Source organism: Actinomadura sp. NPDC049382, from assembly GCF_040677125.1.
Classification (GTDB): Bacteria; Actinomycetota; Actinomycetes; order Streptosporangiales; family Streptosporangiaceae; genus Spirillospora; species Spirillospora geliboluensis.
Genome location: NZ_JBFARO010000001.1, coordinates 50955 through 69457, shown reverse-complemented (window position 1 = coordinate 69457; position 18503 = coordinate 50955). Strand labels below are relative to the sequence as shown.

Genomic DNA, 18503 nt, shown 5'->3' with positions numbered 1-18503 from the left:
CTCACATATGGGGGACGTTCTCGGGGATGTCGTAGAAGGTCGGGTGGCGGTAGACCTTGTCGCCGCTGGGTGCGAAGAACGGGTCCTTCTCGTCGGGGCTGGACGCGGTGACGTCCTCCGACCTCACTACCCAGATGCTGACGCCCTCGTTCCGCCGCGTGTACAGGTCGCGGGCGTTGCGCAGCGCCATCTCGGCGTCGGGGGCGCGCAGCGAGCCGACGTGGACGTGGTTCAGGCCGCGCTTGCCGCGGACGAACACCTCGTAGAGCGGCCAGTCCTTCTCCATCACGCCACCTCCCTCCCGGTACGCCGGTTCGCGTGCTTCGCGGCGTACGCGGCGGCGGCCTCGCGCACCCAGGCGCCGTCCTCGTGGGCCTTGCGGCGCCGCTCGATCCGCTCGGCGTTGCAGGGGCCGTCGCCGCTGATCACGCGCTTCAGCTCCGACCAGTCGATCTCGCCGAAGTCGTGGTGGCCGCGCTCCTCGTTCCAGCGCAGGTCGGGGTCGGGCAGCGTGACGCCGAGCGCCTCGGCCTGCGGGACGGTCATGTCGACGAACCGCTGCCGCAGCTCGTCGTTGGTGTGCCGCTTGATCTTCCAGGCCATGGACTGCGCGGTGTGCGTGGAGTCGGCGTCCGGCGGCCCGAACATCATCAGGGACGGCCACCACCAGCGGTTCACGGCGTCCTGCACCATCTCCCGCTGGGCGTCGGTGCCGCGCATGAGCGTCATCAGCAGCTCGTAGCCCTGCCGCTGGTGGAACGACTCCTCCTTGCAGATCCGGATCATGGCCCGCGCGTACGGGCCGTAGGAGCTGCGGCACAGCGGCACCTGGTTGCAGATCGCGGCGCCGTCCACCAGCCAGCCGATCACGCCGACGTCCGCGAACGTCAGCGTCGGGTAGTTGAAGATCGACGAGTACTTCTGCTTCCCGGAGATCAGCTTGGCGGTGAGGTCGGACCGGTCGGCGCCGAGCGTCTCCGCCGCCGAGTACAGGTAGAGGCCGTGGCCCGCCTCGTCCTGCACCTTGGCCAGCAGGATCGCCTTGCGGCGCAGCGACGGCGCGCGGGTGATCCAGAGGCCCTCCGGCTGCATGCCGATGATCTCCGAGTGGGCGTGCTGCGCGATCTGCCGGATCATCGTCGACCGGTACTTGTCGGGCATCCAGTCGCGCGGCTCGATCCGCTGGTCGCGCTGGATGGTCCGCTCGAAGTGCTCCTGCGTCATGCCGTCTCCTCCGGGCGCTTGGCGACCAGCGTCAGGACGTCGTACTGCGCGACGACGGCGCCGTCCTGCCGGGTGACCTCGGTGTCCCAGCGGACCTCCCCGTACTCGGCGTTCTCGCGCGGGGTGATCTGCTTGGCGGTGAGCTTCACCGTCAGCTCGTCGCCGGGGAACGTCGGGGCGAGGAACCGCAGGTTCTCCAGCCCGTAGTTCGCGAGGACGGGGCCGGGTTCGGGCGAGACGAACAGGCCCGCCGCGAACGACACGACGAGGTAGCCGTGCGCGACCCGGCCGCCGAAGAACGGGTTGGCCTTGGCGGCCTCCTCGTCCATGTGGGCGTAGAAGGTGTCGCCGGTGAACTCGGCGAAGTGCTCGATGTCGGCGAGGGTGACGGTGCGCGGACCGGCCACGACCGTGTCGCCGACCTTCAGGTCTTCGAGGTGCTTGCGGAAGGGGTGCTCGCCGGTCTCGGTGCGGGGTGCGCCCGGCGTCCAGCGGCCGGTGATCGCGGACAGCATCGACGGCCCGGCCTGGACGGCGGTGCGCTGCATGTGGTGCATGACCCCGCGCATCCCGCCCATCTCCTCGCCGCCGCCCGCGCGCCCAGGGCCGCCGTGCACGAGGCCCGGCATCGGGGAGCCGTGGCCGGTGGACTCCTTCGCGTCCTCCTCGTTCAGGACGAGCAGCCGCCCGTGCCACGGCGCGGCGCCGAGGACGACGCGGCGCGCGAAGACGGGGTCGGCGGTGACGACCGAGCCGACCAGGCTGCCGAGGCCGCGCGCGGCGAGCGCGACGGCCTGCTCGGGGGCGCCGTCGTAGGGGAGCAGGGTGCTGACCGGGCCGAACGCCTCGACCTCGTGCGGCTCGGCGCGGGCGGTGTCGTCCACGCGCAGCAGGACCGGGGACATGAACGCGCCGCGCTCGGCGTCGGCGCCGGCGACCTCGACGTTCTCGGGGTCGCCGAACACGATCCGGCCCGCGTCGAGGAGCTTCTTGAGCTGCCGGCGGACCTCCTCGCGCTGTTCGAGGGTGGCGAGCGCGCCCATCCGCACGTCCGGGTCGGACGGGTTGCCGATCTTCACCCGCGCGAGCCGCTCGCTCGCGGCCTGCGCCACGTCGTCCATCAGGTCGGACGGCACGAGCGCCCGCCGGATGGCCGTGCACTTCTGGCCCGCCTTCACCGTCATCTCGGTGACGAGCTGCTTGACGAACAGGTCGAACTCGGCCGTGCCGGGGCGGGCGTCCGGGCCGAGGATCGCGCAGTTCAGCGAGTCGGCCTCCGCGTTGAACCGGACCGACCGCCCGGTCACGACCGGGTGCGCGCGCAGCAGCCGCCCGGTGGAGGCGGACCCGGTGAACGCCAAGACGTCCTGCTCGGTCAGGTGGTCGAGCAGGTCGCCGGGGTCGCCGCAGACGAGCTGGAGCGTGCCCTCCGGCAGGATGCCCGACTCGACGATCAGCTCGACCAGCCGCGCGGACAGGTACGCCGTCTGCGGCGCGGGCTTCACCAGGCTCGGCATCCCGGCGAGGAACGCGGGCGCGAGCTTCTCCAGCGGGCCCCAGACGGGGAAGTTGAACGCGTTGATCTGCACGGCGACGCCCTGCAGCGGCGTGCAGACGTGCCGTCCGGCGAAGGTGCCGCCCTTGCTGAGCGGCTCCACGTCCCCGTCGACCAGGACCGTGTCGTTCGGCAGCTCGCGCTTGCCCTTGCTCGCGTACGCCAGCAGGACGCCGATGCCGCCGTCCACGTCGATGCGCGAGTCGGCGAGGGTGGCGCCGGTGCGGGCCGACAGCGCGTACAGCTCGTCGCGGTGCTCGCGCAGGTGCAGGCCGAGCCGCTTCAGCAGGGCGGCGCGCTGGTGGAACGTCAGCTCCCGCAGGGCCGGGCCGCCCGTCCGGCGGCCGTGCTCCAGCGCGGCGCCCATGTCGATGCCGGCCGAGGAGATCCGGGCGACCTCCGCCCCGGTCACGGCGTCGGTGAGCGGCGCGCCCTCGTCCGGCGGGACGTGCCACGCACCGGACACGTAACTGGGCAGCGGAGCCATCGGGCCTCCTCGAATTACTGACCGTCCGTTCAGTCAGATATTAACCCGGTGACGGGGCCCGGGAGAAGAGCTGAACGGCGTTCGGCGCTGCGATAATGGGTCCGTGGGCAACACGGGCGGCGGGCGGGCGAACCGGCGGGGGCGGCCGGGCTACGACAAGGAGTCGCTGCTGCTGGTCGCCGTCAAGGTGTTCAACGAGCGCGGCTACGACGGCACCAGCATGGACGAGCTCGCCAAGCGGCTCGGCATCGGCAAGTCCGCGATCTACCACCACGTCGCCGGCAAGGACGAGCTGCTCCAGCTCGCCGTCGACCGGGCGCTCGACGGGCTGTTCGCCGCCGCCGAGGAGACCGCCGCCGTGGAGGGCCGCGCCATCGACCGGCTGGAGCACCTCGTGCGCGCCAGCGTCGCCGTCCTCGTCGAGCGGCAGCCGTTCGTCACCCTGCTGCTGCGGGTGCGCGGCAACACCGCCGTCGAGAAGCGGGCGCTGGCCCGCCGCCGCGAGTTCGACCACCTGGTCGCCGCGCTGGTCGCGCAGGCCGAGGCGGAGGGCGACATCCGCGCCGACATCGACCCGGCGATCACCGCCCGGCTTCTGTTCGGCCTCGTCAACTCGCTGATCGAGTGGTACAGGCCGCGCGGCGGCGCCAGTGGGGGGGAGATCGCCGACGCGCTCTGCAAGGTCGCGTTCGACGGGCTGCGCCGCCGCGCGGCGGCTACCGGCGACTGACCAGCATCTCGGGGCGTTCCACGCAGTCGGCGACGAACCGCAGGAACCCGCCCGCGACGCCGCCGTCGCAGACCCGGTGGTCGAACGTGAACGACAGCTGCGTCACCTGGCGCAGCCGCACCCTCCCCTTGTGCGCCCAGGGCTTCTCGGCGATCCGGCCGACGCCGAGCATCGCCGCCTCCGGGTGGTTGATGATCGGGGTCGAGCCGTCCACGCCGAACACGCCGTAGTTGTTGAGGGTGAACGTGCCGCCGGTGAGGTCGCTCGGGGACAGCCGCCCGTCGCGGGCCTCCTCCGTCCGTGCCCGCAGGGCGGCGGCGAGGTCGGCCAGCGACAGCAGGTGCGCGTCCCGGACGACCGGCACGACCAGGCCCCGCTCGGTCTGCGCCGCGAACCCGAGGTGGACGTGCGGCAGCCGGACGATCTCCTCGCGCTCGGTGTCCACGTAGGCGTTGAGCTCGGGGAAGCGGCGGAGCCCCGCCACGCAGATCGCGGCGAACAGGGCCAGCATGCCGACGCCGGCGTCCGGGTCGGCCTTCGCGATCTTCTTCTTGAGCTTCACCAGGCGGGTCGCGTCCACGTCCACCCAGGTCGTCGCGTCCGGGATCTCGCGGCGGCTGCGGGACAGCTTCTCGGCCATCGTCCGCCGGACGCCCTTCAGCGGGACGCGCACGACGTCGGCGGCGTCCCGGCGGTCCTCGGCGGGAGGGGCGGCGCCCGCGATCGCCTGCTCGACGTCCCGGCGGAGGATGACGCCGCCGGGGCCGGTCGGGGTGAGCGCGGCGACGTCGACGCCGTTGTCCTTGGCGAGGCGGCGCACCACCGGGGAGATCACGCGCGGCGCCTCGTCCTTCGCCGCCGCCGGACGGGTGGGAGCCGGGGCCGGCTGCGCGGCGCGGCGGCGGGAGCGGCGCGTCTCGGTCGTCCCGTAGCCGACCAGGACGTTGCCCGAACCGGCCCGCTCCTCCTCCCGGTACCGCTCGGCGGCGGCGTCGGGGGCGGTATCGGGGGCGGCAGCGGGCGCGGCGTTCTCGGCGGCTATCGCGATCAGCGGGGAGCCCACGTCCACGACCGTGCCCGCCTCGGCGAACAGCTCCGCGACCGTGCCGGCGATCGGGACCGGGACGTCCACCGCCGCCTTCGCCGTCTCGACCTCGACGATGATCTGGTCGGTCGTCACGGTGTCGCCGACCGACACCTTCCACTCCAGGATCTCCGCCTCGGTGAGCCCCTCACCGAGGTCCGGAAGCTTGAAGACCGTCGCGCTCACGCCACACCACCCAGGTAACGGGTGTCGGGGCGGTCGTCGCGCTGGAGGCGGTCCAGGGCGTCGAGGATGCGGTCGACGCTCGGCAGGTGGTGGTGCTCCAGCATCGGCGGCGGGTACGGGATGTCGAACCCGGTCACCCGCAGCACCGGCGCCTCCAGGCTGTGGAAGCAGCGCTCCTGGACGCGGGCCGCGATCTCCGCCCCCACGCCCGCGAACCCGGCGGCCTCGCCGACCACGACGCAGCGGCCCGTCTTCCGCACGGACGCGGCCACGGTCGCGTCGTCGAACGGGACGATCGTCCGCAGGTCGACGACCTCCAGGTCCCAGCCCTCGTCCTTCGCGGCGGCCGCCGCCTCCAGCGCGACCGGCACGCTCGGCCCGTACGCGACGAGCGTCGCGTCCCGGCCGGGGCGGCGGACGGCGGCGCGGCCGAACGGCTCCGTCCGGTCCAGCCGCCCGACGTCGGCCTTCGACCAGTACAGCTTCTTCGGCTCCATGAACACGACGGGGTCGGGGTCGTCGATCGCCTCGCGCAGCAGGGAGTACGCGTCCTCGACCGTGGCCGGGGTGACGACCTTCAGGCCGGGGGTGTGCGCGTAGTACGCCTCGCTGGAGTCGCAGTGGTGCTCGACGCCGCCGATTCCGCCCGCGTAGGGGATGCGGATGACGATCGGCAGCGTGACCCGCCCGCGCGTGCGGTTGCGCATCTTCGCCACGTGCGAGGCGATCTGCTCGAACGCGGGGTAGGCGAACGCGTCGAACTGCATCTCCACGACGGGCCGGAACCCGCCCATCGCCATGCCGACCGCGAACCCGACGATGCCGGACTCGGCGAGCGGGGTGTCGAAGCAGCGGTCGTCGCCGAACTTGGCGGCGAGGCCGTCGGTGACGCGGAAGACGCCGCCGAGCGTGCCGACGTCCTCGCCGAACACCAGGACGCGCTCGTCCTCGTCGAGGGCGTCCGCCAGCGCCGTGTTCAGCGCCTGGGCCATCGTGATCATGACAGCGCCTCCTCGGCCTCGATCTCGGCGCGGAGCTGCGCCCGCTGCTCGTCCAGCTGCGGGGTCGGGGTGCCGTAGACGTGCTCGAACATCCCCAGCGGGACGAGTTCGGGGTCGGCGTTCATCCGGTCCCGGAGCCGCGCGGCGAACTCCTCGGCCTCCGCCGACGCCGCCGCCACGTCCGCGTCGGTGAGGTGCCCGCGGCGGCGCAGGTAGCGCTCCAGCCGGGTGATCGGGTCGCGCCCGCGCCATTCGTCCGCCTCGGCGTCCGTCCGGTAGCGGGAGGCGTCGTCGGCGTTGGTGTGCGATTCGAGCCGGTAGGTGAGCGCCTCGACCAGGAACGGTCCATGCCCGGCGCGGGCGTGCTCGACGGCCGCCGCCAGCACGGCGAGCACCGCGACCGGGTCGTTGCCGTCCACCCGCTCGGACCGCACCCCGTACCCGATGCCCTTGTGGGCGAGGGAGGGCGCGGCGGTCTGCCGCTCCAGCGGCACCGAGATGGCGTACTGGTTGTTCTGGACGAGGAACACCACCGGCGCCTTGAACACGGCGGCGAAGTTCAGCGCCTCGTGGAAGTCGCCCTCGCTGGTGGCGCCGTCGCCGACGCAGGCGAGCGCGACCCGTCCCGTCCCCTTGCGCCGCTCCGCGTACGCGACGCCCGCCGCGTGGACGGTCTGCGTCGCCAGCGGCGTGCACTGCGGCGCGGTGTGGTGGCGGACGGGGTCGTACCCGCAGTGGGCGTCGCCCCGCAGCAGCGAGAGCACCTCGACCGGGTCGATGCCGCGCGTCACCAGCGCCATCGACTCGCGGTAGGTGGGGAAGTACCAGTCGCCGTCCTCCAGGGCGAGGACGGAGCCGACCTGGCACGCCTCCTGCCCGTGGCTGGACGGGTACACCGCCAGCCGGCCCTGCTTGGTCAGCGCGGTCGCCTGCGCGTCGAACCGCCGCCCGACGACCATCGCCCGGTGCGCCCGGCGCAGCAGCTCCGGGTCCGGCACCGGGTAGGGCTGCTTGCCGCGCACCGCCGCGCCGCCGTCGGTCAGGAACCGCACGGGCTCCGCCGAGGGGAGCAGCGCCTCCACCCGACCCGTCATCCGCCTCCACCTCCGCACTCGATCGGTGCTAGGAATATGAACCAGGTCAGCCATAGGTCTCAATAGACGGCCCAAATCCAGGACATTCGGCCAACCAGCGGAGCTCTCATGGACCACCTGTCTCCTGAACCGGTACCCAGTCACGGGCAAACCGGACATTCGGCGGCCCCGCTCGACGACCTCGACCAGGCGATCATCCGGGAGCTGCGCGCGGACGGCCGGATGTCCATGCGCGCCCTCGCCGAGCGGGTCAGCGTCTCCCGCTCCAACGCCTACACGCGGGTGGAGCGGCTCGTCGCCGACGGCGTCATCACCGGGTTCACCGCGCGGGTCGACCCCGTCCGGGCGGGGCTCGGCACGGCGGCCTACGTCCTGGTCAACATCGAGCAGAACTCCTGGCGGAAGGTCTCCGCGCGGCTCCGCGACGTGCCGCACATCGAGCACATCGCGTTCGTCGGCGGCGACGTCGACCTGGTCATGCTCGTCCGCACCCCCGACAACGCCTCGCTGCGCGACGTCGTCCTCGCCCGCATCCACGCCGTGGAAGGGGTCCGCTCCACCCGCACTTGGCTGATCTTCGACGAGACCCCGCCGGAACCGATTCGGCATGAGGAACGTTCATGATCGCGTAGCCTGGTATGGCCGCGGGCCCGCGCCCGCGGCTGTGAGGAGAACTGGTGGCAGGTCAGCGCCCGCAGCCGAGCGGTTTCGACCCGAACGTCCCGAACATCGCGCGGATGTACGACTATTACCTCGGCGGGAAGGACCATTACGCCGCCGACCGCGCCGCCGCCGACGAGGCGATCGCCGCGGATCCGACGCTGCTGACCCTGCTCCGGGAGAACCGGGCCTTCCTCGGCCGCGCCGTGCGGTACCTGGCCGAGCAGGGCATCGACCAGTTCCTCGACATCGGCACCGGATTGCCGACGCAGCAGAACGTCCACCAGATCGCGCAGTCGGTGAACCCCGCCGCCCGCGTCGCCTACGTCGACTACGACGGGCAGGTCGTCGCGCACGGGCGGGCGATCCTCGCCGACTCCCCGGGCACGCGGATGATCCAGGCCGACGCCCGCGACCCCCGCGAGATCCTGGAGAACGACGAGGTCCGGCGGCTGCTCGACTTCGGCAAGCCGATCGCGCTGCTGCTCGTCGCGACCCTGCACTTCATCCCGGACGAGGACGACCCGCAGGGCATCATGGCCGAGCTGCGCGACGCGCTCGCCCCCGGCAGCCACCTGGCGCTGACCCACGCCTCGGCCGACGGCGTCCCCGACGTGGTCGCCAAGGTCGTCGAGGTCTACAAGCGGACGTCCGCGCCCGGCACCCCCCGCACCCAGGAGCAGGTGGCGGGCCTGTTCGGCGACTTCGAGCTGCTCGACCCGGGCATCGTCTGGGCGCCGCTGTGGCGCCCGGAACGGTCCATCACCCTGGAAGAGGCCCTCCCGATCTGGTTCTATGCGGGGGTGGGCCGCAAGCACTGAGGGTGTCGGCTGAAAGCTCCCAGTACGTGATCGTTGAGGACGAGACGGGATCGGACGCGTCGTGGGCGGCGCGTCGAAGGGGAGGCGGCATCATGCTGGCGAGCACGGTCGGGGCCGCGCTGGACGAGGCGGCGGCGCGCGGCAAGGCGTTCCTGCACGACGGCGACGAGACCATCGCCTACGCCGAGTTCGGCGAGCTGGCCGACCGGGTCGCGGCGGGGCTGCTGGCCCGCGGCGTCCGGCGCGGCGACCGGATCGGCCTCCTCGGCCTCAACACCCCGCAGTGGCTCGCGGTGTTCTTCGGCGCGGCGCGGATCGGCGCCGTCATCGTCCCGCTCAACGTGCGCTACCGCGACCAGGAGCTGTCGTACATGCTCCGCCGGAGCGGCGCGCGCATGGTCGTCAGCGAGCCCGCGGTCTCCGGCTTCGACTTCGCGGCGTTCTTCGAGGAGTTCCGTCCGCAGGCGCCCGACGTCACCGACTACGTCTACTTCGGCGAAGGGTTCGACGCGCTGGCCGCGACGCCCGCCGACCCGGCGGCGCTGGCGGCGGCGCGCGACGCGGTCGAGCCGTCCGACCCGCTGGTGATCCTCTACACCTCCGGCACCACCGGGCGGCCCAAGGGCGCGGTCATCACGCACGGGAGCATCCTCGCGTCGGCGCGCGCGCAGGCCGACCACTTCGCGATGAGCGACACCGACGTCCTGCTCGGGCACCTGCCGTTCAACCACGTCGGCGGTATCACCTGCACCATCATGGCCGCGCTGGTCAGCGGCGGGTCGGTGGCGCTGCTGCCCGCCTTCTCCCCGGACGGCGCGCTCCGCGCGATCGAACGCCACCGGGTGACGTTCCTCGGCGCCGTCCCGACCATGTACGTGCTGATGCTCGGCCGGCCCGACTTCGCCGACCACGACGTTTCGTCCGTCCGGCTGTGCATGGCGGGCGGGTCGAACGTGGAGCCGGCGCTCGCCGAGTCGATCCGCCGCGCCTTCCCCGGCGTGCCCCTCTACGGCCTGTACGGGCTGTCGGAGACGTCCGGCGCGTGCGTGCTGTCCCGGGTGGACGACGACCCCGAGACCGTCGCCCGCACCCTCGGCGTGATCATCGGCGACTTCGAGGGCCGCGTCACCGGCCCGGACGGCGCCGTCCTCCCGGCGGGCGAGGCCGGCGAGCTCCAGATCCGCGGCGGCTGCGTCACCGCCGGCTACTGGGACATGCCGGACGAGACCGCCGAGGTGTTCCTGCCGGACGGCTGGCTCGCCACCGGCGACATGGTCGAGATGGAGCCGGACGGCCACCTCGTCCTGCGCGGCCGAAAGAAGGAGATGTACATCCAGGGCGGGTTCAACGTGTACCCGGTCGAGATCGAGAACGTCCTCACCGCGCACCCGAAGGTCGCGATGGCCGCCGGGATCGGCGTCCCCGACGCGGTGCTCGGCGAGGTCGGCCGCTTCTACATCGTCCCGCGCCCCGGCGCCGAGCCGCCCACCGCCGACGAGCTCGCCGCCCACTGCCGCGAGCACCTCGCCGACTACAAGGTGCCCCGGCAGTTCGCCATCACCGCCGAGGTCCCGCTGACGCCCGTCGGCAAGATCCACAAGGCGCAGTTGAAGGCCGACTACCTGGGCGGCTCCTAGCCGCCGGGGCGCGGGGTGTGCGGCGGGGTCAGTCGCCGCGCGGGGCGTACATGATCACGGCCATGCCGGCGAGGCAGACGAGGGCGCCGGCGATGTCGTAGCGGTCCGGGCGGTAGCCGTCCGCGACCGCGCCCCACACGATCGACCCGGCGACGAAGATCCCGCCGTAGGCGGCGAGGACGCGGCCGAAGTGGGCGTCGGGCTGGAACGTGGCGGCGAAGCCGTACAGGCCGAGCGCGATGACGCCCGCGCCGATCCAGGTCCAGCCCCGGTGCTCGCGCACGCCCTGCCAGACCAGCCACGCGCCCCCGATCTCCAGGACGGCGGCGAGGACGAACAGGGCGATCGAGCGGGCGACGAGCACGGGCCTCCTCCGGAGCGGGCGCCACGGCGGGCGTCGGGCGACGGTGGTCTTTCTCAGGCGAACAGGTCGGTGAGCAGGGCCGCGGCGTCCGCCGGGGCCCGTGCCTCCAGCTCGATCATCTCGCCTGCGAAGCGGAGCCGGAAATCGAAGAACGGGCAGCAGCGCTGCTCGGCCGCCGCAAGCTCCGCGACGGCGGCGGCCCGGTCGGCGGGCAGCGCCAGCCGCAGCCCGCCGGGGAACTCCGTCCGCACGGCGCCCTCGGTGACCGTCCGCCAGGCGGCCACGCGCTCGGCCATGCCCTCGCCGGTCAGCGAGCACGCGATCGGCGGCTCGGCGGGCGTGTCAGTGGACGTGTGCCCGTCCGGGAAGCCGCATTCGGCGTCGCACGGGACCGCCCGGTCGGGCAGCGCGTCCAGGTTCCGGAGCACGCCGTGCAGCGAATCGGTGAACGCGGACAGCTCGGCCAGCCGGTGCTCGGCCTCGGCCAGGCGGGCGGTGATGCGCGGACGAAGATCGGCCTTCACGTCCGCGCACGCACCGTCCTCCCACACCCCGAGCAGCTCCCCGATCTCCTCCAGCGGGAGGCCGAGGTGCTTGGCCGAGCCGATGAACGCCAGCCGCGCGACCGCGTCCTCCCCGTACATCCGGTAGCCGGCCGGGCTGCGGCCGGGGGCCAGCAGCCCCGCGTCCTCGTAGAACCGCAGCGTCGTCGCGGGGACGCCGCTGCGCTCGGCCAGCTGTGAGATCCGCATCGTCGTCATGCCCCGACGCTAGACCTTCGACCCGGCTCGAAGGTCAAGCCTCCAGCAGCGCCTGCCCGACATAGCCGCCGGGACGGGCGCCGCCGGGCACGGCGAAGATCGCGCTGGACTCGTGCCGCAGGAAGCGGGTGAGGCCGTCCGCGCCGTCCAGCTTGCGCTGCACCTGGATGAAGCCGGCCGTCGGGTCCGCCTGCCAGGCGATGAACAGCAGCCCGGCGTCGGGGGCGCCGTCCGGGCGGAGGCCGTCGTGGTAGGAGAAGCTGCGCCGCAGCATGGTCGCGCCGCCGTTGGACGCCGGCGCGGCCACCCGGACGTGGGCGTCCCCGGCGATGGCGAGCGACCCGTCCGGCCCGAGCGCCGCCAGGTTCACCGGGGTCTCCTCCGTCCCGCCCGACAGCGGGGCGCCGTCGGACTTGCGGCGGCCGATGACCCGCTCCTGCCGGGCGGCGGGCAGCCGCTCCCACGCGTCCAGCAGCATCCGGATGCGCCGGACGACCGCGTACGAGCCGCCGTTCATCCACGCGTGCGGGCCGGTGGCGTCCGGCACGAAGACCGCCCGGTCGAAGCCGGGGTCGGACGGGTCCGGGTTGCCGGTGCCGTCGAGCTGGCCCATCAGGTTGCGGATCGTCATCGGCCGCCCCGTCGCTCCCCGCGCCCGGCCGAAACCGCTCATCATCCAGCGGACCTCCGCCGTCCCCGCCGCGCCCTTCTCCAGCATGCGCAGCGCGTGCACGGCGACGAGGGGGTCGTCCGCGCCGATCTGCACCCACAGGTCCCCGCCGCCGCGCGCCGGGTCGAGCGCGTCGGCGGAGAACGGCGGCATCTCCACCAGGGCGTCCGGCATGCGGTCCGCCAGGCCGGTCTTGCCGAAGAACGAGCGGCCGAACCCGAACGTCACGGTCAGCGAGGACGGCCCGGCGTCGCGGGCGACCTGGTCGTCTCCGGCGGGCGGCCGCCCGGCCGCCATCGCCTCCGCCGCCGCCGACCAGCGGCGCAGCAGTGCCGCCGCGGCGGCCCGGCCCGCGCCGGGCCGCAGGTCGAACGCGGCGAGATGCCCGCACGCCTGGAGCGGCGTGAGGATCCCGGCCTGGTGGCGCCCGTGGAACGGGACGGCCGTGCCGCCGACGGCGGTGATCGGCGTCTCTGCGTCGCCGGGGCGCCGGTACCCCGCGAGACCGCCGGCGGCCAGCCCGGCGGCCCCGGCGCCGCCCGCCGTGCCGAGCAGCCGCCGCCGGGTGATCCCCTTCGGCGCGGTCATCGGGCGGGCCGGTAGGACGCGGGCCGCACCGGCGCCTGCACGGTGACGGGGGACGAGGTCGCGAACCGCAGCGTCATCGTGACGGTCTCGCCGGTCACCGGCTTGCGGGCCAGCCCGATGAACATCACGTGGTAGCCGCCGGTGCTCAGCACCAGCCGGCCGCCCGCCGGGACGGTCAGCGGACCGGCCTCGGCCATCGCCCCGTTCGGCTTCGTGGTGTGGACGGTGACGTGCTTCGCGAGGTCGCTGGTGACGCCGGTCAGGGTGTCGTCATCCCGTCCGGTGTTGGCGATCGTGAAGTAGCCGGCCGCCATGTCGCTCATCGGCGGCTCCTTCACGTACGCGCCGCTCACCGTGAGGCGCGGGCCGTCCGGGGCCTCCTCGGCGTCCGAGGAGCAGGCGGCGGTTCCGGCGGCGGCGAGGGCGAGGGCCGCGAGCGCGGCGGCCGGGCGCCTCATACCGTCCCCCCGATGAGCTTCGGGAGGTCGGCGGCGTACTGCCGCGTCGTCGTCCCGGACGTGTACACGAGGTGGACCTTGTCGTCGGCGGGCGAGAAGGCCAGCACCTGGGCGCCGTGGGTGACCTCGTAGCTCCCGTCGGCGTTCTTCACCGGCTTCTCCACGGCGATGCCGAGGGCCCGCGCCGCCTGCTGGATCTCGGCGAAGTCGCCGCTCAGCCCGATGAAGCGCGCGTCGAACGCGGCGAGCCAGGAGCGGAGCCGCTTCGGGGTGTCGCGGGCCGGGTCGGTGGTCACGAAGACGACCTGGAGCTTGCGCTGGTCGGCCGCCGGCAGCTCCTTCACCGCGTTGGCGATGTCGGCCAGTGTCGTCGGGCAGACGTCGGGGCAGTGGGTGTAGCCGAAGTACAGCAGCACCGGCTTGCCGGCCGTCGCCTTCACCAGGTCGAACGGGCGGCCGCGGTCGTCGGTCAGCGCCAGGGCGGGCTTCGCCAGCGGCCGGTCGAGCTTGATCGCCGTACCGGACGAGGACGAGGACGGGGACGCGGTCGTCGCGGCGGCCGGGCGGCTCTCGGCCGGGGAACCGCCGCACGCGGACACGGCGAGCGAGAGCGCTGAGACCGCCGCGACCGCGGCGGCGAGCCGGACGGGCACGGCCGTCCGGGGGGAGGCGTGCAGAAGGGCACGCATGAAGCCTCCAAGGAGAGGGAGTGAGGAGCGTCGGCGACGCATGGGCGAGCACGCCGCGCCTCCGGGCGCGGCGTACCAGGGCCGGCTCAGGCCGTCGCCGGGACGGGCGGGCCGCGCCGGACCACGGCGTGGTCCAGCAGCGGGGTCTCGCCCCGTCCGGTCTCGTCCTCGGTGCGGCGGCGCGCCGTGACGCGCGCGTCCAGGGGGCGGAGCAGGGGGAGCCGCGCGAAGAGCGCGGTCAGGAGCGCGGCCAGCGGACCGGCGAGGGCGCCGGCCGTCCGCCGCGAGAGCCGCACCATCCGCCAGGCGGCGCGCTCGCCGCGGTGCAGGACCCAGCCGAGCAGGAACGCGGCGGCCAGGTGCAGGGCGAACATGTCCGGGCCGGGCATCAGTTCCACGCCGCCGCCGTGGTGGCCGGGCATCGCCGGGGCGTCCCGCATCGCCCGCTGCTGGCCCGCGCAGAAGACCGCGTGCAGGACCATCTGCCCGCACAGCAGCATCGCGATGATGGCGGGCCGCGACCGCTCCCGCCCGGCCAGCGGAGCCGCCAGGCAGAGCGTGCCCGCCCACCCGGCCGCGAGCGTCCACCACGGGAGCCCGGTTCCGGAGGCCGCGGCGTGCGCGGACGCCGACACGGCCGTGCACACGCCGGCGAACGCCGCCGACCTCAGCAGCCGCATGCCGCCGTCGGCGCGCTCCCTGTCGCTCGCGGTGTCCGGACCCATGTACTACGAACCGTAGTACATGGGTGGTGGTGATTGTGAAAGGGGCGTTGACGGGGTGCGCGGGGCGTCCTTACGTTCGACTGAAAGCGCTTTCTGATGCGTGGAAAGCCCCCGCCTCACCCCCCGAGGGAGTCGCCGTGAGAGTCACAGGCCGCCTGCCCCTGCTGCCCGCCGTCCTCGCCGGCGCGGTCGCCGCCGCCGTGCCGGGCGCGGTCGCCACCGCGCCCGCGTCGCTCGCCGCCGCCGCCCGCCAGGCCGAGGACCTCGACCGCGGGCTGATCAGCGTCCGCTCCGGCGACGGCAACTACGTCGGATGGCGGCTGCTCGGCACCGACCCGTCCGCCACCGCGTTCGCCCTGTACCGGGGGTCGTCGCGGGTCGCCACCGTCACGGGCTCGACGAACTACTGGGACCAGGGCGCGCCCGCGGACGCCTCGTACACCGTCCGGCCGATCGTGAACGGGAGCGAGGGCGCCGCGTCGGAGGCGTCCCTGCGCTTCGGCGACGGGTACCTGGACGTCCCGATCCAGCGGCCGGGCTCCGACTACAGCGCCAACGACGCGAGCGTGGGCGACCTCGACGGCGACGGGCGCCTGGAGATCGTGCTCAAGTGGGACCCCTCCAACTCCAAGGACAACTCCCAGAGCGGCTACACCAGCGATGTCTTCATCGACGCGTACCGGCTGGACGGCACCCGCCTCTGGCGGATCGACCTCGGCCGCAACATCCGCGCCGGCCAGCACTACACCCAGTTCCAGGTGTACGACTACGACGGCGACGGCCGCGCCGAGATCGCCATGAAGACGGCGGACGGCACGGTCGACGGCACCGGCCGGGTCATCGGGAACGCCTCCGCCGACCACCGGAACTCCAGCGGCTACATCCTCAGCGGCCCCGAGTTCCTCACCATGTTCGACGGGCGGACGGGCACCGCGCTGCAGACCGTCGACTACGTGCCCGCGCGCGGCAACGTCGCGTCCTGGGGCGACTCGTACGGCAACCGCGTCGACCGGTTCCTCGCCGGCACCGCCTACCTGGACGGCTCCCGGCCCAGCCTGATCATGGCGCGCGGCTACTACACCCGCACGGTGATCGCCGCCTGGGACTGGCGGGACGGGCACTTCACCCGCCGCTGGACGTTCGACACCAACAGCTCCACGAACACCGGGCGCGGCTACGACGGGCAGGGCTCGCACAGCCTGTCCGTCGGCGACATCGACCAGGACGGCCGCGACGAGATCGTCTACGGCGCGATGGCGGTGGACGACAACGGCTACGGCCTGTGGACGACCCGCACCGGCCACGGCGACGCCCAGCACCTCGGCGACTTCGACCCGGCGCGGCCGGGGCTGGAGTACTTCAAGGTCAGCGAGTCGTCCAGCCAGCCGTCGTCGCTCTACATCGACCCGCACAACGGGCAGGTGCTGTGGCAGACGTCCGCGTGCTGCGACAACGGCCGGGGCGTCGCCGGCGACATCTGGACGGGACGGATCGGCGCCGAGTTCTGGTCGTCCTCGGTGTCCGAGCTGCGCAGCGTCACCGGCAACAACGCGGGGCGCAAGCCGTCGTCCGCCAACTTCCTCGCCTGGTGGGACGCCGACCCGGTGCGCGAGCTGCTGGACGGGACGCACATCGACAAGTACGGGTCGTCCGGCGACACCCGGCTGCTGACGGGGTCGGGCGTGCACTCCAACAACGGCACCAAGGCCGTCCCGTCGTTGAGCGGCGACATCCTCGGCGACTGGCGCGAGGAGGTCGTCTGGCCGTCCGGTGACGACACCCGGCTCCGGATCTACACGACCCGGGACGTCACCGACCGCAAGATCTACACGCTGCTGCACGACACCCAGTACCGGACCGGCCTGGCCTGGCAGAACACCGCCTACAACCAGCCGCCGCACCCGAGCTTCTTCCTCGGGGACCGCATGTCCGCTCCGGCGCAGCCGCAGATCTACGTGCGCTGACGAGGACGCTCCCCCCTTCACCCGGCCGGCCGTCGGCGCGACGGCCGGCTTCCTCGTGCGCGCGGGAAAAGTGCCGAACCCCGGCTCGTCCGTCGGCAGATCCCGCCAATCTTCGGAAGGGCGCCGGCCTGGTTCGGTTTCCTGCCTGGGCTGGTCATGCCGGGCCCGGAGCGGCCGTCCCGACGGAGGGTTGAACGGAGGCGGACGGCGGGTTACCGTGCGCCTAACCGATAGGAAAGTTTCCTATCCGATGGAGTCTCCCATGCCCCGCTCCCCTCCATCGCCGGGTGGCAGCCGCGCGTCCATGACCACCCCGCTCACCCAAGGACCCCCCGCCATGAAGAAGTCAGCACGCAGGTTCGCCGCCGTCGCGGCGGGCCTCGGAGTCGCCCCCCTCGTCGCGGTCGTCCTCCCGGCGACCGCCGCCCTCGCCCACGGCTACGTCTCGGCCCCGATGAGCCGGCAGGCCCAGTGCGCGCAGCGCATCGTCCAGTGCGGCTCGATCCAGTGGGAGCCGCAGAGCGTCGAAGGGCCGAAGGGCCTGCAGAGCTGCAGCGGCGGCAACGCCCGCTTCCGCGAGCTCGACGACGACAGCCTGCCGTGGCGCGCCACGACCGTCGGCAACACGGTGACCTTCACCTGGACGTTCACCGCCCGGCACCGCACCCTCAACTACGAGTACTACGTCGGCGGCCGGCGCGTCGCGGTCGTCGACGGCCACAACCAGCAGCCGCCGTCCAGCGTCTCCCACAGCGTCAACCTCGGCGGCGTCAGCGGGCGGCAGAAGGTGCTCGCGGTCTGGAACATCGCCGACACCGCCAACGCCTTCTACGCCTGCGTCGACGTCCAGGTCCAGTGACGGGGGAGTGACCAGGTGCACCGCTTCCTGACGGCGCTCGCCGCCGTGCTGCTCGCGGCCGGGGTGCTGCCGGCCGTCCTGCCCGCCTCGCCCGCCGCCGCCGCGGACTGCGCGGCGGCCTGGAGCGCCTCGACCGCATACACCGGCGGGGCGACCGTGTCCTACAACGGGCACAACTGGGCGGCGCGGTGGTGGACGCAGAACGAGACTCCCGGCAGCGCCTACGTCTGGACGGACCAGGGGACGTGCGGCGGCGGCTCCACCGAGCCGCCCGACCCGCCCGACCCCTCCGGCTTCGTGGTCAGCGAGGCCCAGTTCAACCAGATGTTCCCGAGCCGCAACTCCTTCTACACCTACCGCGGCCTGACCGCGGCGATGGCGTCGTTCCCCGCCTTCGCCACCACGGGCGGCGACACGGTGAAGAAGCAGGAGGCGGCGGCCTTCCTGGCCAACGTCAACCACGAGACCGGCGGTCTCGTCTACATCGTCGAGCAGAACACCGGCAACTACCCGCACTACTGCGACGCCAGCCAGCCGTACGGGTGCCCGGCCGGTCAGGCGGCCTACTACGGCCGCGGTCCGATCCAGCTGAGCTGGAACTTCAACTACAAGGCGGCGGGCGACGCCCTCGGCATCGACCTGCTGAACAACCCGTGGCTCGTCGAGCGGGACGCGTCCGTGGCGTGGAAGACCGGGCTCTGGTACTGGATGACCCAGAACGGTCCCGGGACCATGACCGGGCACAGCGCCATGGTCAACGGACGCGGCTTCGGCGAGACGATCCGCAGCATCAACGGCGCCCTGGAGTGCGACGGCAGGAACCCGGCGCAGGTCCAGAGCCGTGTGAACGCCTACCAGCGGTTCACGCAGATCCTCGGCGTCCCGGCCGGCGGCAACCTGACCTGCTGACGCCCGCGGACGGACGGACGGCCCGCGCCCGGCACCC

General features: G+C 73.3%; 19 protein-coding genes. 7 read left to right on the top strand and 12 right to left on the bottom strand.

What is annotated here, in order from left to right; translation table 11 throughout:
• Position 1: 1 nt before the first annotated feature.
• The 3 genes from paaB to paaZ are packed head-to-tail and all read right to left on the bottom strand — an operon-like array spanning position 2 to position 3266.
• On the bottom strand, positions 2-286 hold the full coding sequence (gene paaB, locus AB0K34_RS00325) for a 1,2-phenylacetyl-CoA epoxidase subunit PaaB (RefSeq protein ID WP_138636472.1): 285 nt from the start codon (positions 284-286) through the stop codon (positions 2-4).
• The gene (paaA, locus tag AB0K34_RS00320; protein ID WP_364544193.1) at positions 286-1224 is read right to left on the bottom strand and encodes a 1,2-phenylacetyl-CoA epoxidase subunit PaaA; all 939 of its coding nucleotides are present in this window, start codon (positions 1222-1224) and stop codon (positions 286-288) included. The genes paaB and paaA overlap by 1 nt, the downstream gene beginning before the upstream one ends.
• The gene (gene paaZ / locus AB0K34_RS00315; RefSeq protein WP_364544190.1) at positions 1221-3266 is read right to left on the bottom strand and encodes a phenylacetic acid degradation bifunctional protein PaaZ; all 2046 of its coding nucleotides are present in this window, start codon (positions 3264-3266) and stop codon (positions 1221-1223) included. Before paaZ ends, paaA begins: the two co-directional genes overlap by 4 nt.
• A gap of 103 nt (positions 3267-3369) precedes the next feature.
• Here paaZ and AB0K34_RS00310 point away from each other — a divergent pair, with 103 nt between their 5' ends.
• Positions 3370-3996, top strand: coding sequence for a TetR/AcrR family transcriptional regulator (locus AB0K34_RS00310; protein WP_138636469.1), 627 nt, complete (start codon positions 3370-3372; stop codon positions 3994-3996).
• Here the strand turns inward: AB0K34_RS00310 and AB0K34_RS00305 are convergent.
• Genes AB0K34_RS00305 through pdhA form a run of 3 tightly spaced genes read right to left on the bottom strand, consistent with a single transcriptional unit; the run spans position 3983 to position 7361 of the window.
• Positions 3983-5266, bottom strand: coding sequence for a dihydrolipoamide acetyltransferase family protein (locus AB0K34_RS00305; protein WP_364544187.1), 1284 nt, complete (start codon positions 5264-5266; stop codon positions 3983-3985). The genes AB0K34_RS00310 and AB0K34_RS00305 overlap by 14 nt on opposite strands.
• A complete protein-coding gene (locus AB0K34_RS00300) occupies positions 5263-6267 on the bottom strand; it encodes an alpha-ketoacid dehydrogenase subunit beta (RefSeq protein WP_364544184.1) in 1005 nt (334 codons plus the stop codon). The genes AB0K34_RS00305 and AB0K34_RS00300 overlap by 4 nt, the downstream gene beginning before the upstream one ends.
• Positions 6264-7361: a pyruvate dehydrogenase (acetyl-transferring) E1 component subunit alpha gene (pdhA, locus tag AB0K34_RS00295; RefSeq protein ID WP_364544181.1), complete on the bottom strand. Its 1098-nt coding sequence runs from the start codon at positions 7359-7361 to the stop codon at positions 6264-6266. Before pdhA ends, AB0K34_RS00300 begins: the two co-directional genes overlap by 4 nt.
• 108 nt (positions 7362-7469) lie before the next feature.
• Between pdhA and AB0K34_RS00290 the strand changes: the two genes are divergently transcribed.
• The 3 genes from AB0K34_RS00290 (at position 7470) to AB0K34_RS00280 (ending at position 10479) form a co-directional block, all read left to right on the top strand.
• Positions 7470-7985 carry an Lrp/AsnC family transcriptional regulator gene (locus AB0K34_RS00290; RefSeq protein WP_301174231.1) on the top strand — a complete coding sequence of 172 codons (516 nt, stop codon included), beginning with the start codon at positions 7470-7472 and terminating at the stop codon, positions 7983-7985.
• 53 nt (positions 7986-8038) lie between these two features.
• Positions 8039-8842 (top strand): SAM-dependent methyltransferase, encoded by an 804-nt coding sequence (locus AB0K34_RS00285; protein ID WP_301174232.1) that lies wholly within the window; start codon positions 8039-8041, stop codon positions 8840-8842.
• 92 nt (positions 8843-8934) lie between these two features.
• Entirely contained in the window at positions 8935-10479 is a 1545-nt protein-coding gene (locus tag AB0K34_RS00280; RefSeq protein WP_364544177.1) for an AMP-binding protein, read from the top strand.
• 28 nt (positions 10480-10507) lie between these two features.
• Here the strand turns inward: AB0K34_RS00280 and AB0K34_RS00275 are convergent, their stop codons facing one another.
• The 6 genes from AB0K34_RS00275 to AB0K34_RS00250 form a co-directional block, all read right to left on the bottom strand.
• Positions 10508-10843: a YnfA family protein gene (locus AB0K34_RS00275; RefSeq protein ID WP_301174234.1), complete on the bottom strand. Its 336-nt coding sequence runs from the start codon at positions 10841-10843 to the stop codon at positions 10508-10510.
• Between the two features lie 53 nt (positions 10844-10896).
• Positions 10897-11604 (bottom strand): heavy metal-responsive transcriptional regulator, encoded by a 708-nt coding sequence (locus AB0K34_RS00270; protein ID WP_364544174.1) that lies wholly within the window; start codon positions 11602-11604, stop codon positions 10897-10899.
• Between the two features lie 34 nt (positions 11605-11638).
• Entirely contained in the window at positions 11639-12862 is a 1224-nt protein-coding gene (gene efeB / locus AB0K34_RS00265) for an iron uptake transporter deferrochelatase/peroxidase subunit (RefSeq protein ID WP_364544171.1), read from the bottom strand.
• Positions 12859-13320: a copper chaperone PCu(A)C gene (locus tag AB0K34_RS00260; protein ID WP_364544168.1), complete on the bottom strand. Its 462-nt coding sequence runs from the start codon at positions 13318-13320 to the stop codon at positions 12859-12861. The genes efeB and AB0K34_RS00260 overlap by 4 nt, the downstream gene beginning before the upstream one ends.
• On the bottom strand, positions 13317-14009 hold the full coding sequence (locus AB0K34_RS00255; protein WP_301174238.1) for an SCO family protein: 693 nt from the start codon (positions 14007-14009) through the stop codon (positions 13317-13319). Before AB0K34_RS00255 ends, AB0K34_RS00260 begins: the two co-directional genes overlap by 4 nt.
• Before the next feature lie 86 nt (positions 14010-14095).
• Complete coding sequence (locus tag AB0K34_RS00250) at positions 14096-14734, bottom strand: hypothetical protein (protein WP_364544165.1); 639 nt, start codon at positions 14732-14734, stop codon at positions 14096-14098.
• A gap of 137 nt (positions 14735-14871) precedes the next feature.
• Between AB0K34_RS00250 and AB0K34_RS00245 the strand changes: the two genes are divergently transcribed.
• From AB0K34_RS00245 to AB0K34_RS00235, 3 genes are all read left to right on the top strand, one after another.
• On the top strand, positions 14872-16698 hold the full coding sequence (locus AB0K34_RS00245; protein WP_364544162.1) for a rhamnogalacturonan lyase: 1827 nt from the start codon (positions 14872-14874) through the stop codon (positions 16696-16698).
• A 337-nt stretch (positions 16699-17035) separates the two neighbouring features.
• A complete protein-coding gene (locus AB0K34_RS00240) occupies positions 17036-17557 on the top strand; it encodes a lytic polysaccharide monooxygenase auxiliary activity family 9 protein (RefSeq protein WP_301174241.1) in 522 nt (173 codons plus the stop codon).
• A 15-nt stretch (positions 17558-17572) separates the two neighbouring features.
• Entirely contained in the window at positions 17573-18466 is an 894-nt protein-coding gene (locus AB0K34_RS00235; protein ID WP_364544159.1) for a glycoside hydrolase family 19 protein, read from the top strand.
• Positions 18467-18503: the final 37 nt, after the last annotated feature.

Bases quoted from the DNA above. Each gene is read 5' to 3' on its own strand.
- pdhA (WP_364544181.1), bottom strand. From the start codon at position 7,361: ATGACGGGTCGGGTGGAGGCGCTGCTCCCCTCGGCGGAGCCCGTGCGG.
- paaA (WP_364544193.1), bottom strand. From the start codon at position 1,224: ATGACGCAGGAGCACTTCGAGCGGACCATCCAGCGCGACCAGCGGATC.
- AB0K34_RS00270 (WP_364544174.1), bottom strand. From the start codon at position 11,604: ATGACGACGATGCGGATCTCACAGCTGGCCGAGCGCAGCGGCGTCCCC.
- efeB (WP_364544171.1), bottom strand. From the start codon at position 12,862: ATGACCGCGCCGAAGGGGATCACCCGGCGGCGGCTGCTCGGCACGGCG.
- AB0K34_RS00240 (WP_301174241.1), top strand. From the start codon at position 17,036: ATGAAGAAGTCAGCACGCAGGTTCGCCGCCGTCGCGGCGGGCCTCGGA.
- AB0K34_RS00260 (WP_364544168.1), bottom strand. From the start codon at position 13,320: ATGAGGCGCCCGGCCGCCGCGCTCGCGGCCCTCGCCCTCGCCGCCGCC.
- AB0K34_RS00290 (WP_301174231.1), top strand. From the start codon at position 7,470: ATGGACCACCTGTCTCCTGAACCGGTACCCAGTCACGGGCAAACCGGA.
- AB0K34_RS00280 (WP_364544177.1), top strand. From the start codon at position 8,935: ATGCTGGCGAGCACGGTCGGGGCCGCGCTGGACGAGGCGGCGGCGCGC.
- AB0K34_RS00300 (WP_364544184.1), bottom strand. From the start codon at position 6,267: ATGATCACGATGGCCCAGGCGCTGAACACGGCGCTGGCGGACGCCCTC.
- AB0K34_RS00255 (WP_301174238.1), bottom strand. From the start codon at position 14,009: ATGCGTGCCCTTCTGCACGCCTCCCCCCGGACGGCCGTGCCCGTCCGG.
- paaZ (WP_364544190.1), bottom strand. From the start codon at position 3,266: ATGGCTCCGCTGCCCAGTTACGTGTCCGGTGCGTGGCACGTCCCGCCG.
- paaB (WP_138636472.1), bottom strand. From the start codon at position 286: ATGGAGAAGGACTGGCCGCTCTACGAGGTGTTCGTCCGCGGCAAGCGC.
- AB0K34_RS00250 (WP_364544165.1), bottom strand. From the start codon at position 14,734: ATGGGTCCGGACACCGCGAGCGACAGGGAGCGCGCCGACGGCGGCATG.